Consider the following 13,899-nt stretch of genomic DNA (forward strand, 5'->3'; position numbering starts at 1 on the left):
GTCGTGCGTATTCGCTGCATCTCTACCGGGTGCGGCGATAGTGGAGGAGATCTACGATTTTTAGGGTCTTGAAGCGGTTATGGATCCCGTTACTCGCGATTGTGGTGATCTCCGCGGCGGCGTTCACCGTGTCGAGGCTGCACACTATTTTTGGCAGTGACAAGCGCGCCACATATGCCGACACACAAATAAATGACACGAAGCCATTTGACCCCAAGAAACTCACGTACGAGGTGTTCGGACCTCCCGGCACGCTGGCTGATATCGCCTATTTCGATGTGAATGCCGATCCACAGTTCGTAAAGAAAGTCAGCCTGCCCTGGACTCTGGAATTCGATATCACCAAGACCACCGCCGTCGGAAGCATCATGGCGCAAGGAAACAGTAGCAATATCGGCTGCCGCATAACTGTCGACAATGAGGTCAAGGCGGAGAAGTCCTCTAATCAGATAAATGCCTTCACCTCGTGTCTGCTGAAGGCTGCATGAGCGAGAAGACTATGGCTACAGACCAACCGTCCAGGCCGCGGCTGGCGTCGATGATTCGCCGGTTCTCACCCCTGATCATTCTGGGGTGGGTGGCGATCACGGTGCTGGTGACGGTGGCCATCCCTCCCCTCGAGGTGGTCGAGCGTGACCATTCGGTGTCGCTGAGCCCTCCGGACGCGCCGGCGGTCAAGGCCATGACCCGCATGGGCGAGCTGTTCCAGGAATCGAACTCGGAGAGCGTGGCGGTGATCGTCCTGGAGGGTGAGGAGCCCCTCGGTGACGATGCCCACAAGTATTACGACAGCCTGGTCGGCCAGCTCAAGCAAGACCCCAAGCACATCCAGCACATCCAGGACTTCTGGGGCGATCCGCTCACCGCGGGTGCCGCCCAGAGCGCCGACGGCAAAGCCGCGTATGTACAGCTGAACCTGCACGGGAGTTTCGGTCAGGCCGAGGCGAACGAATCGGTCCAGGCGGTCCAGGACGTCGTCAAGCGCACCGAAGCACCCCCGGGGATCAAGACCTATGTGACCGGACCGGCAGCGATCGTCGCAGACATGGGGCAGAGCGGTAACCGCACGGTCATCCTGATCACCCTGGTCAGCGTCGGGGTGATCTTCCTGATGTTGCTCCTGCTCTACCGGTCGTTCATCACCGTCATCATCCTGCTGTTCACCGTCGGCATCGAACTGCAGGTGGCCCGCGGATGCGTCGCCTTCCTCGGCATGCACGGCTGGGTCGGTCTCACCACGTATGTGGTCAATCTGCTTGTCTCGGTAGGGATTGCGGCCGGAACCGACTACGCGATCTTCTTCACCGGCCGATACCAGGAGGCCAGACAGTCCGGTGAGGACCGGGAGTCGGCGTACTTCACCGCCTATCGAAGCGTCGCGAAAGTGGTCCTGGCCTCCGGTGTGACGATCGCGGGAGCCATCGCCTGCCTGAGTTTCACCCGGTTGCCGTACTTCCAGCCGCTCGGAATCCCCGGCGCGGTGGGCATTTTGATCGCGGTGGCGGTCGCGCTCACGCTGGTGCCGGCCTGTATCGCCGCAGGCAGCCGGTTCGGCGTCTTCGATCCCAAACGGCTGGTGGTAACCCGCCGGTGGCGGCGCATCGGCACCGCCATCGTCCGGTGGCCGGCCCCGATCCTGCTCGCCACGCTGGCCGTGGCCCTCATCGGGCTGCTGACGCTGCCGGGCTACAACCCGAGCTACAGCGACCAGAAGTACATTCCGCAAGACATTCCGGCCAATCAAGGGTTCGCGGCGGCCTCCCGGCATTTCCCCGAATCGAAGATGACGACGCCCGACCTCTTATTGGTCGAGGCCGATCATGACTTGCGCAATCCCACCGATTTGCTGGTCTTGAACAAGCTGGCCAAAGCGGTGTTCGCGGTGCCGGGAATTGCCAACGTGCAGTCCATAACCCGGCCCGAGGGCACTCAGATCGAACATTCTTCGATTCCGTTCATGCTGAGTATGTCCAATGCCAGCCAGCGCCTTTCGCTCCCGTTCCAGAAGGAGCGGATGGAGGATCTGGTCAAACAGGCCGACGACATGTCGACGACGATCGGCCTGATGCAGCGCATGTACGAGCTGATGCAGCAGATGGTCGGCACCACGCACCGCATGGTCGGCACCACCCATGAACTCCAATCCGATATGGGTGAGTTACGCGACCACATGGCAGATTTCGACGACTTCTGGCGGCCGCTGCGCAATTACCTCTATTGGGAGCCGCATTGCTTTGACATTCCGATGTGCTGGTCGATCAGATCGATATTCGATGGCCTCGACGGGATCGACGAGGTGACCACCAAAATGCAGGGGTTGGTCAAGGAACTCGATCAGCTGGACATGCTCATGCCGCAGATGCTGCTGCAGTTCCCGCAGATGATCGCGACCATGCAGAGCACGCGCACCATGATGTTGACGATGCACAGCACCATGTCCGGTCTGTTCACCCAGATGGATGAATCCAGCGACAACGCCACGGCCATGGGGAAGGCATTCGACGCGTCGAACAACGACGACTCGTTCTATCTGCCGCCGGATGTTCTGGAGAACAAGGACTTCCAGCGCGTCATGAAGATCTTCCTGTCTCCGGACGGGAAAGCCGCGCGCATGCTGATCACCCAGCGCAGCGATCCCGCGACGCCGGAAGGTATCTCCCGGGTCGAGCCGTTGCGGATCGCCGCCGAGGAGGCCCTCAAGGGCACCCCGCTGGAGAGCTCCAAGCTCTACCTGGCCGGTACCGCGGCGGGGGTGAAAGATCTGGTGGACGGATCGAAGATCGATCTCATGATCGCGGGCGTGACGGCTCTGGCCCTCATCTTCCTGATCATGGTGCTGATGACGCGTAGCTTCATCGCGGCGCTGGTCATCGTCGGCACGGTGGCGCTGTCGCTGGGCGCATCGTTCGGCCTGTCGGTGCTGGTGTGGCAGTACATCCTCGGGATCCAGATCAACTGGGTGGTGCTGGCGATGTCCGTCATCGTCCTGCTGGCGGTGGGTTCGGACTACAACCTGCTGCTGGTCTCGCGGATGAAAGAAGAGATCCACGCGGGCATCAACACCGGCATCATCCGGGCCATGGCGGGCACCGGCAAGGTCGTGACGGCCGCGGGTCTGGTGTTCGCGGCGACGATGGCATCGATGATCGTCAGCGACCTGCTCACGATCGGACAGGTGGGCACCACGATCGGCCTCGGACTGCTGTTCGACACGCTGATCGTTCGCGCCTTCATGACTCCGTCGATCGCCGCGCTGCTGGGCCGCTGGTTCTGGTGGCCCCAGCAGGTGCGTCCGCGGCCCGCCAGTGCCATGTTGCGACCGATGGGCCCGCGCCCGCTGGTGCGCAACTTGTTGTTGCGGGATTAGCGGCTGCATGACTGAGAAAACTCGGCCGCCGTTCATCGCGCGCACCGTACGGATGCTGTCGCCGCTCATCATCGTGGGCTGGCTGGCGGTCACCCTGATCTTGACGTTGGCGTCGGTCGGTGGGGACTGGTCGGCTGCGATCCCCTCGCTCGAGCGGGTCGCGGAGAAGAACGCCGTATCGCTGATGCCGAAGGACGCGCCGTCGGCACTGGCGATGAAGCGCGTCGGCCACAACTTCCAAGAGTCCGACTCGGACAGTTCAGCGATGATCGTGCTCGAGGGACAACAACCTCTCGACGACGACGCGCACCGCTACTACGGCGAGTTGATCCGCGCGCTCAGAAGCGATCCGAAGCACGTCGAGCATGTGCAGGATCTGTGGGGCGATCGGCTGACCGCATCGAGCGTGACGAGCCCGGACGGCAAGGCCACCTACGTCCAGCTGAACCTGGCGGGCGACCAGGGCACACCGCAGGGCGACGAATCGGTGGCCGCCGTGCGCGACATCGTGGACCGATCGTCGCCGCCATCGGGCGTGGAGGTTTACGTAACCGGCGCTGCGCCACTGGCTTCCGATATGCAGCACAGCGGAAACCGGTCGATCCTGAAGATCACCGCGGTAACCGTGGTGATCATCTTCATCCTGCTCTTCCTGGTCTATCGCTCGGTCGTCACGGTGATCCTGCTGCTCATCATGGTGGGCATCGAGTTGGCGGCAGCCCGGGCCATCGTCGCGTTTCTGGGCGCCAACGAAGTCTTCGTGCTCTCCACGTTCGCCGTCAACATGCTGGTGTTCCTCGCCATCGCGGCCGGAACCGACTATGGCATCTTCTTTTTCGGCCGATATCAGGAGGCGCGTCAGGCCGGCGAGGATCGGGAGCAGGCGTACTACAGCATGTATCGCGGGGTCGCGCCGGTGGTGCTCGCCTCTGGTCTGACGATCGCCGGAGCGATTCTGTGTCTGACGTTCACCCGGCTGCCGTACTTCGAAACCATGGGTATCCCGTGTGCCATCGGTATGGCGGTGGCGGTGGCGGTCGCGGTGACGCTGGTGCCTGCCGGAATCGCGGTGGCCAGTCGATTCGGGCTGTTGGAACCCAAGCGCACGTTGCGGGTTCGGCGTTGGCGGGGAATCGGTACCGCGGTCGTTCGGTGGCCGGCCCCGATCCTTGTCGCGTCGCTGGCGGCAGCGCTGGTCGGCCTCCTCGCCCTGCCCGGTTACGAGACGAGCTACAACGACCGGCGCTACATCCCCGGGGACATTCCGGCCAACATGGGATTCGCTGCCGCCGAACGCCACTTCTCCCAGTCGCGGATGACGCCAGAGGTCCTGATGGTCGAGACCGATCGTGACCTACGGAACCCGGCCGACTTCATCGTGCTGAACCGATTGGCCAAGGCAATCTTCAAGGTGCGCGGCATTTCTCGCGTTCAGGGCATCACCCGGCCCGAGGGCACGCCGATCGACCACACCTCCATCCCGTTCATGCTCAGCCTGCAGAGCGCGGGTCAGGTGCAAGCCACGGAGTTCCAGAAGAAACGCATCGACGACATGGTCCAGCAGGCTGCCGACATGCAGGTGATGATCGACACCATGCAGCAGTCGTACGACGTGATGTCGAAGATGGCCGCCACCACCCACAACATGGTCCAGCGAACCCACGAGGTTTACGAGGTCGCTCGAGATCTCCGCGGCAGCATCGCCATCTTCGATGACATGTTTCGGCCGATCCGGAACTACTTCTATTGGGAGCCACACTGTTTCGACATCCCGATCTGCTGGTCGCTGAGGTCGATCTTCGACGCCATGGACGGTGTCGACAAGCTCGACGACAGCTTGCAGGTCATGGTCGAGAACATGGACGAGCTGGACACGATCATGCCCAAGTTGCTGGTCCAGTTCCCGAAGATGATCGCGATCATGAAGACCATGCGTCTGAGTACCTTGACGATGCACACCACCATGTCGGGTCTGATGGCTCAGATGGACGAGACGAGCAAGGACGCCGCCGTGATGGGGCAGACGTTCGACGCCGCGAAGAACGATGATTCGTTCTTCCTTCCGCCAGAAGTGTTCCAGAACCCCGACTTTCGGAAGGCGATGAAATCGTTCATCTCCCCGGACGGGCGATCGGTGCGGTTCATCATCTCCCACAACGGTGACCCGCAGTCACCGGCGGGCATCGAACGCGTCGAGCAGATTCGCACGTCGGCGGAAGAGGCGCTCAAGGGCACCCCGCTGGCGAGCGGCAAGATCTCTATCGCCGGCGCGGCCGCCACCGCCAAAGACTGGCAAGAGGGATCCAAGTACGACCTGTGGATGGCTGGGATCGCCGCGATCTGCCTGGTGTTCCTCATCATGCTCTTCATCACCCGGAGTTTCGTCGCGGCCCTGGTCATCGTCGGGACGGTGGCGCTTTCGCTGGGTGCGTCATTCGGGCTGTCGGTGCTGCTGTGGCAGTACATCCTGGGCATACACCTGCACTGGATGGTGCTGGCGATGTCGGTGATCATCCTGTTGGCGGTGGGTTCGGACTACAACCTACTGCTGGTGTCGCGGATGAAAGAGGAGATCGCTGCCGGCATCAACACCGGCATCATCCGGGCGATGGGTGGAACCGGCAAGGTCGTCACCACCGCAGGCGTGGTGTTCGCGTGCACCATGGCGGCGATGGCCGTCAGCGACCTGCAGATCATCGGTCAGATCGGTACCACCATCGGCCTCGGACTGCTGTTCGACACCATGATTGTGCGCTCGTTCATGACTCCGTCGATTGCTGCCCTCCTAGGGCGCTGGTTCTGGTGGCCGCAGCGGGTGCGTCCGCGTCCGGCGAGCTCCATGCTGCGTCCACACGGCACGCGGCAGGCAGTGCGGTCGCTGCTGGGCCAGGACTCCCCCGATACGGTCACACAGCCGATCAGGACGTCCGAGTAGCCGCCACCGAGGAACTCCCGGATGGTCAAGGATCTAGAAGGTTGCACCAGAACGAGTTTGGGGCGTCGGCCACTGTGGCCGACGCCCCAACGCTCTGCTGTGCCGGGTCAGTACTTGACGCAGCTGGTCAGCATTTGCTTGAACACGGGCAGGGCTTGGTCTGCGCCCTGGTTGTTCTTGATCTGATTGAGCAGATTCACCCGCTCATCCCTCGGGGAACTCAAGAACACCCGCAGGAACTGCAGGTTGGGTGGTGACTGGTCGAGGTACTGCGCGGCCATCGGATTCTCGGCGTGCACCGCCGCAATCGCCTGATCGTAGGTGCACGGCGAGTCGACCAACGGCCCCAGATCGGGCTCGGCCGACGCGAGACCCGCTCCGGCGCTGAGCAGCAGGCCGGCACCACCGATGGCAGCGGCAAGCCTGGTAAGTGGAAGTTTGTTCATGTTTCCCCTCCTGGTAACTGTGGCTCAAACTCTGATTGTCCAGAGACGCCTCAGGCCCGATGTGGATCCGTCGAGGTATTTACCACTTATCAATCAATACCAAACTTTATGCCGGGCGCCCACCTTGAATATCTGGTTCTGATTCATCCGTGTTACGTCCCGGGCAGGGCGATATTCCGCAATATTTCCCGAGAACGGTGTCGGGCGCGTCTTTCCCAGTACAGACGCGGCAAGAGCGGATGTCATCAAGTTGCTGGCGTGGCGTGAGAAGAATTTCACAACGTGCCGGCGAGATGAACCCGAGTGGTGGCCGAGCGGGGGTCGGCGGCGTCTTCCGGGGAACCACGAGCAACGCCAGGGCCGCGCAGTGCAAAGCGCCGTCTCCGGAGCCATGTCGGAGAACAGATCAAAACCAGCAGGTTGAGGCGGCGGGTCCGGTGCGGAGCCCGCCCACCGAGACAAGGAAGACCGTCGTATGGCCCTGGTGTGGCAAAGCCTCGCGGGCAGCGGTCGCGGCTATAACCACTTGCGATCTCGATCGGGTGTCGGGTCAGCCAATGTAACCGAATTCTCCCTGCTTTCGGATTGCTGATCGTGACCTGCCTGCAGCGCATTTTGCGTCCCGGTTAAATAACGGAATTCTCGTGGTGAAGCCTTGTTTTCAACATCGAAGCCGGGCTAACGTCTGTGCCGCAGCGGCTTTCACGTTTGGTCGGGATACGTACAGTCGGAGAGATTTAGGACGGGGGAACCTGATGGTCAATGCTGCGCTTGAATTGACGAACCTCTTGCTCGAGTCGAGTATTTCTGGCTCCCACTCGATATTGAGCGCGGAGAAGTGTTCGTGAGTGCGCCGGACGAGCCCAAGCCGAACCCGGACCGCTCAGTGGTGTTGTTCGTACTGGGCATGGGACGATCCGGGACCTCAGCACTGACCCGAGTGCTTTCGCTGTGCGGTGCCGGGTTGCCCGGCGGGATGATGGGAGCCGACCGCGGAAATGAGCGCGGGTACTGGGAGCCCCGAGCCGGGCTGTATCTGAACGAGAAGTTTCTGTACCGCCACGGCAGCAGCTATTTCGACCCGACCTTGCGGCTCCAGGAGGAAGGCGGGTTGAGCGCCGAAGAGACCACCGCCTTCACCGCGAAGATCAGGGACTACCTGCAGACGTTGCCGGCCGCTCGGGTGGTGGTGGTGAAGGTGCTGCACATCTCGGTGCTGGCGCGAATGTGGTTCGACGCGGCGCATCAGGCGGGGTACGACATCGCGGCGGTGTTGGCCGTGCGCGATCCGCAGGAGGTCATCGGGTCGCTCGCCAAACTGATGAACGCCTCACCCCAGCTGACGAGCGCCCTGTGGCTGAAGTACAACCTGCTGGCTGAGCGTGAGACACGTGGATTGCCCAGGGTGTTCGTCGACTACTCGAACTTTCTCGACGACTGGAGCCGGGAGATCAAGCGCATCTCCCACGGCCTTGCCCTGGATCTGGATACCGGCGACCAGGTCGCGGTGGAGAAGTTCTTGGCGAAGGACATGCGTCACCAACGCCAACGCGGTCCGCTCATCGAGCCGTTCGGGACGGACTGGCTGTCCGTGGCCTACAACGCCTTGAGCGCTGCGGCCCGCGACGAGCCGTGGGAGGAATCCGCCTTGGACGGCGTCTTCGAGGAGTTCCGGGCCAGCGAGAATGGATTCCGCACGGCGATACAGGATTTCCAGGGTCAGTTCAACCGTCGCTACCGGTTCTCCCGGGCCTTCATCAAGCCTCTGTTCGAAGGCGTCGCGCTCCTCCACGGACGCCGGGGGACATGGGCCTGAACACCCGCTACGTGCGCTGAAGGAGTTCCAGCAGGTAGTCGCCGTACCCGGATTTCGGGAGCTGCCGGGCCCGGGCGGCCAGTTGATCGTCGTCGATGAATCCCGCGCGCCACGCGATCTCCTCGGGCACACCGATTTTCAGACCCTGGCGGCGCTCGATGGTGCGAACGAAGTCACTGGCGTCCAACAGGGAGTCGAAGGTTCCGGTGTCCAGCCAGGCGGTCCCACGGGCCAGCACCTCCACCGAGAGCTGCCCCTGGTTCAGGTACAGCTGGTTGATCTCGGTGATCTCGTACTCGCCGCGAGCAGACTTGCGCAGCGAGCGGGCCATCTCGATGACGTTGTTGTCATAGAAGTACAGGCCCGGAACCGCATAGTGAGATTTGGGCGTGGCCGGTTTCTCCTCCAGGGACAGCGCGGTGCCGTCCGCGCCGAACTCGACCACGCCATAGGCGGATGGATTGGCCACCCAGTACGCGAAAATTGCTCCGCCGCTGACGTTCTGGAAGCGGGTCAGGCTGGTGCCCAGGCCTGGCCCGTAGAAAAGGTTGTCGCCGAGGGCGAGCGCGACAGTGTCGTTGCCGATGTGCTGGGCGCCGATCATGAAGGCCTGTGCGAGCCCCTCGGGCTGGGGCTGGACGGCATAGCTCACGCTCACCCCGAACGCCGAGCCGTCGCCCAGCAGTCGTTCGAACGCCGGGGCGTCCGCCGCTGTGGTGATCAACAGGATGTCGCGGATGCCGGCCATTATCAGTGTGGACAGCGGGTAGTAGACGAGAGGTTTGTCGTATACCGGAAGCAACTGCTTGCTGACACCCATTGTGATCGGATGCAGCCGTGTGCCGGAACCACCGGCGAGAATAATTCCGCGCATGCGTGCCCTTACACCTGGAAAACAATGGATTCGCTGAGTTCGGCGGCTGCGAGGACGCGTTACGGATCGTCGCCGCGCAACACGCACGCCACCTTATCGTGCCCGCGCGGCAATGGCGACGAAATGGTTTGCGGCGGACGCCCGGTGCCGCGTGGTCCCGATCGGTGCAATGGGCGGCGGCGCTCGCCGTACGGTCCCCGAACCCTCGGCGTGGGCGCGTGGAGCACTCCCCCGAGCCAAGGTGGCGTCGAGGACGGTTGCCGGTAACCGCCTGAGCGAAATTTGCTGATACGAATGGCGCAGGTTGGTTGTAGGCCGCCACGGCGCGTCTTTCCCATGTTTGCCGATTAGCGAAATTTGTCGGCCGAATTGAAATTCTCTCGGCGGCCCGTCACAGAAGCCGTTGGCGGCGTGGATTATTCGGAAACGGAGCCGCCAATCGGTATGTGAGTCCACTAATGTCGACGCCGAGGGGGTCGCAGCGCTTCATGAAGATCGCACTGTCGAGTTATGGGACGCGGGGGGACATCGAGCCCTCCGTGGCGGTGGGACGTGAGCTGTTGCGCCGCGGGCATGACGTGCGGATGGCGGTACCGCCCGACCTGGTGAGGTTCGTCGAGGCGGCGGGCCTGCCTGCGATCGGCTACGGGTTGGAGGTGGAGCCGCAGCTCGACGGCTATCGCGACCTCTGGACGACATGGGCGCGGCATTTCTGGCGAGTTCAGGACCTGGTCGTGCTGTGCCGGGAAGCCCTCAAGACCGTCACCGAACAATGGGCCGAGCTGAGCCGCACCCTCATGTCGTTCGCCGACGGTGCCGATGTGCTGACCACCGCCGTGGGATACGAGCAGCCTGCGGCCAACGTCGCTGAGTACTACGGGATCCCGTTGGTCGCACTGCATACCATGCCGTGGCGGCCCAACGGTCAGCTGTTTCCGATTGTGCCGCCTCCGGTGAGCCGCACTGCGATGACGGCCTATGACTGGCTGGCCTGGCGGCTGACCAAGCGGCACGAGGATGCGCAGCGGCGCGAACTCGGCTTACCGAAGGCAACCCGCCCATCGCCACGAAGGATGGCTGAACGGGGCGTGTTGGAGATCCAGGCGTACGACGAAGCCTGCGTACCGGGCCTTGCGGCGGAGTGGTCGAAGCTGAACGGACGACGTCCGTTCGTCGGCGCCCTCACGATGGAGTTGTCCACCGGGGCCGATGACGACGTGGCCGCGTGGATGGCATCGGGCCCACCACCGATCTGCTTCGCGTTCGGCAGCATTCCTGTTGAGTCCCCGGCCGATACAGTCGCGATGATCACTGCCGCCTGCGCAGAACTGGGACAGCGGGGGTTGATCTGCGCCGGGGGCACCGACCTGACCGGCATCCCGGTGGCCGATCACGTGAAAGTGGTCGGCGTGGTGAACTACGCGGAGGTTTTCCGGCTCAGTAGAGCGGTCGTGCACCATGGCGGCTCTGGCACGACAGCGGCGAGCCTGAGAGCCGGCGTGCCGACCCTCATTCTCTGGTCGGTGGGTGATCAGCCGGTGTGGGGCAATCAGCTCAAGAGACTGAAAGTCGGTACCGCGCGGCGGTTTTCGACAACCAGTGGTGAAACGCTGGTGGCGGATCTGCGCCGCATCCTGTCCCCCGAGTATGCGGCGAGGGCACGTGAACTGGCGGTCCGGATGACCTCTCCTCCCGACAGCGTGGCGAAAGCCGCGGATCTGCTCGAGCGCTTCGTCAAAGGCTGATGAGCAGCTAATTTCCGCCGGTCAGCATCCAGTGCCGTCGACGTCAATTATCTGCCGGTGTGCGGGCGCCGTCGCCCATCGCCTGAATGGTTTGCGGCGAGGGCCGTCAGGAGACGCCGCAGTGGCCTGCGCGGCCTTGGCGTGCCGTTTTCGATGCGACAAAGAACCTGGCCGGCGCACTGACTCCGATGGGTCGAGATCGTGATCTTGGACAGGGGTTTCTTTGCCAGCTCGCGCCGGAACCGGGTATCACCCCACATAATCGAGGGGGATCCGCGCGCGACCGAATTCGCGTCTTTTGCATTACGCCGACAAATTCCCCGCCGATTTGCCAAAGTGCCAGACCGGCAAGGACATTGGTCGTATCCGAAATGCACTTGAGACGCTGCCGGGAGGCTAGGCTCAGGGCCTGATCAGCAACCGAGTTAGGGGGCAGTTTCTTGACCGTGACAGATCACGACACCCGATCTGCATACCTGGACCTGCTCCGCCAGGACCTCACCAGGTACGGGGTCGACGAATTGGTGCCGGTGGGGTGGAACTGGCTACACCGCCCAATTTTCAAGCTCGGCAACCTGGTGCTCGTCCGCAAGCGGCCGTTCGATCCGCACAAGCGCGATCTGGGTCTGGATTGGCCGGCTGATGCGCTGACGATGATCGGCATGAAACGGCTGACGAGTTTGCAGCACTGTGTCGAGACGGTGATCGCCGAGGACATCCCGGGCGATCTGGTCGAATGCGGGGTCTGGCGCGGTGGCGCCTCGATCCTCATGCGTGCGGTCCTGGCGGCCTACGGCGACGAAAGCCGTTCGGTGTGGCTCGCCGACTCGTTCGAAGGCGTGCCTGCGCCGGATGCCGCGAACTACCAGGCCGACAAAGGCGACAAGCTGCATCTGGCGGCGCCCATCCTGGCGGTGTCGCAGAAGGATGTCATGGCGAACTTCGCGCGCTACGGACTGCTGGATGAGAAGGTTCGCATCCTGCCCGGCTGGTTCAAGGACACCCTTCACGATGCGCCGATCGAACGCATCGCGGTTTTGAGGCTCGACGGCGACCTCTACGAATCCACGATCCAGGCGCTCGACGGCCTCTACTCCCGGCTGACTCCGGGTGGCTTCTGCATCATCGACGACTATCACGCGATCGAAGGCTGCCGGAAGGCGGTGACGGACTTCCGGGCCAGGCACGGAATCTCGGCCGAGATTGTCGAGATCGACGGCACCGGGGTGCTCTGGCGCAAGGAATGAGCCCATCGCACCTGAAAGGCAGGGATCAGCAATGAAACTCGTCCTGGCAGCCTATGGAACCCGCGGAGATCTCGAACCTTCGATCGCGGCCGGCCGTGAGCTGATGCGACGAGGGCATGACGTGCGGATGGCCGTTCCGCCTGATCTGGTCGGGTTCGCGGAGAGCGCGGGGCTGGTCGCGGTTCCGTACGGTCTGGACACCCAGGCCTGGCTTGGTGTCTACCGTGACTTCTGGACCTGCTTCTTCCACCGGTTCTGGCGGGTGGGCGAGCTCAGGCGGTTGTGGCGGGAGATGTGGGATCTCAGCGATCGGTCATGGACCCAGATGAGCGCAGCGCTGACTTCCCTGGCCGCGGGTGCCGATCTGCTGTTCGCCGGCCAGAGCTATCAAGAACCTGCCGCCAATGTCGCCGAATATCACGACATTCCGTTCGCCACGCTGCACAACACTCCGGTGCGGGTCAACGGCAAGTTGCTCTCGAGGTTGCCGGGACCGCTGGCGCGTGCGGCGATGTGGGCGTACGACTGGTTCGGGTGGCGGTTGAACAAGAAGGTCGAAGACGCCCAGCGTCGTGAGCTGGGTCTGCCGAAGGCGACGGGGCCGGTGTCTCGACGCATCGCGGCCCGCGGAGCACTCGAGGTTCAGGCGTACGACGAGGTGTGTTTCCCAGGACTGGCCGAGGAGTGGGCCCAGTGGCGCGATGAGCGACCGTTCGTCGGTACGTTGACGATGGAGCTCGCGACCGAGGCAGACGAGGAGGTCTCGTCGTGGATTGCGGAGGGAACACCGCCGATCTGCTTTGGTTTCGGCAGCATGCCGGTGGAATCTCCGGCTGCCACAGTCGAAATGATCGCATCGGCGTGCGCTGAGCTCGGTCAGCGCGCCTTGGTGTGCTCCGGCTGGAGCGACTACAGCGACGTCCCGCACCATGACCATGTGAAGGTGGTGGGTGCGGTGAACTACGCCGCGGTCTTCCCCGCCTGCCGCGCGGCTGTTCATCACGGTGGGGCCGGAACGCTGGCGGCGAGTCTTCGCGCGGGCGTGCCTACCCTGGTGCTGTGGATCGACGGGGTACAGCCGGTGTGGGCGTCCCGCGTCAAACTGCTGAATGTCGGTGCGGTACGAAGCTTCTCCAGTACGACGAAGGAGACGCTGGTTGCTGATCTGGGTAAGGTCCTCGACCCTGCGTGCGCTGCCCGTGCGCGTGATGTGGCCGCCCGGATGGTCCCGGCCACAGAAAGTGTGGCCCGAACCGCCGACCTGATCGAAAGCTATGCCCGCCAGAGGTGTTCGGCTTGAGACCGACAACCACCGCCCGAAGACCCGGGCATGAGAGTGCGACGCCCGAACGCAGCCGATCCGATCTGTCCCAGCGACAGTTCCCTGAACATCTTGTGAGCCGACATGTTTGACGAATCTCGATCCAGCGGGACGGGGACGCATCGTCACCTGTCCTTCACGCGCCGTT

General features: G+C 63.0%; 9 protein-coding genes. 7 read left to right on the forward strand and 2 right to left on the reverse strand.

Features of this window, described 5'->3' with window-relative positions; translation table 11 throughout:
- Positions 1–68: 68 nt before the first annotated feature.
- The 3 genes from H977_RS0125285 to H977_RS33875 are packed head-to-tail and all read left to right on the forward strand — an operon-like array spanning position 69 to position 6,302.
- Positions 69–488 (forward strand): MmpS family transport accessory protein, encoded by a 420-nt coding sequence (locus H977_RS0125285; protein ID WP_029110478.1) that lies wholly within the window; start codon positions 69–71, stop codon positions 486–488.
- Positions 485–3,367 (forward strand): MMPL/RND family transporter, encoded by a 2,883-nt coding sequence (locus tag H977_RS0125290; protein WP_036477160.1) that lies wholly within the window; start codon positions 485–487, stop codon positions 3,365–3,367. The genes H977_RS0125285 and H977_RS0125290 overlap by 4 nt, the downstream gene beginning before the upstream one ends.
- A gap of 7 nt (positions 3,368–3,374) precedes the next feature.
- Positions 3,375–6,302: an MMPL/RND family transporter gene (locus H977_RS33875; protein WP_036477162.1), complete on the forward strand. Its 2,928-nt coding sequence runs from the start codon at positions 3,375–3,377 to the stop codon at positions 6,300–6,302.
- A gap of 107 nt (positions 6,303–6,409) precedes the next feature.
- On the opposite strand, the gene H977_RS0125300 is transcribed toward H977_RS33875, so the two are convergent.
- Positions 6,410–6,748 carry a hemophore-related protein gene (locus H977_RS0125300; protein ID WP_019348667.1) on the reverse strand — a complete coding sequence of 113 codons (339 nt, stop codon included), beginning with the start codon at positions 6,746–6,748 and terminating at the stop codon, positions 6,410–6,412.
- Positions 6,749–7,655: 907 nt separating this feature from the next.
- On the opposite strand from H977_RS0125300, the gene H977_RS0125305 reads away from it, so the two are divergent.
- Entirely contained in the window at positions 7,656–8,564 is a 909-nt protein-coding gene (locus tag H977_RS0125305) for a sulfotransferase family protein (RefSeq protein WP_036477191.1), read from the forward strand.
- Positions 8,565–8,571: 7 nt separating this feature from the next.
- On the opposite strand, the gene rfbA is transcribed toward H977_RS0125305, so the two are convergent.
- Positions 8,572–9,438, reverse strand: coding sequence for a glucose-1-phosphate thymidylyltransferase RfbA (rfbA, locus tag H977_RS0125310; protein ID WP_029110481.1), 867 nt, complete (start codon positions 9,436–9,438; stop codon positions 8,572–8,574).
- 488 nt (positions 9,439–9,926) lie between these two features.
- On the opposite strand from rfbA, the gene H977_RS0125315 reads away from it, so the two are divergent.
- The 3 genes from H977_RS0125315 to H977_RS0125325 all read left to right on the forward strand — a co-directional run bounded on the left by H977_RS0125315 (position 9,927) and on the right by H977_RS0125325 (position 13,730).
- A complete protein-coding gene (locus tag H977_RS0125315; RefSeq protein ID WP_029110482.1) occupies positions 9,927–11,183 on the forward strand; it encodes a glycosyltransferase in 1,257 nt (418 codons plus the stop codon).
- A gap of 446 nt (positions 11,184–11,629) precedes the next feature.
- A complete protein-coding gene (locus H977_RS0125320) occupies positions 11,630–12,430 on the forward strand; it encodes a TylF/MycF/NovP-related O-methyltransferase (RefSeq protein WP_029110483.1) in 801 nt (266 codons plus the stop codon).
- A 31-nt stretch (positions 12,431–12,461) separates the two neighbouring features.
- On the forward strand, positions 12,462–13,730 hold the full coding sequence (locus tag H977_RS0125325) for a glycosyltransferase (protein ID WP_029110484.1): 1,269 nt from the start codon (positions 12,462–12,464) through the stop codon (positions 13,728–13,730).
- Positions 13,731–13,899 lie beyond the last annotated feature (169 nt).

The sequence above is a fragment of the Mycobacterium sp. URHD0025 genome, from assembly GCF_000426065.1.
In the GTDB taxonomy this organism is placed as follows: domain Bacteria; phylum Actinomycetota; class Actinomycetes; order Mycobacteriales; family Mycobacteriaceae; genus Mycobacterium.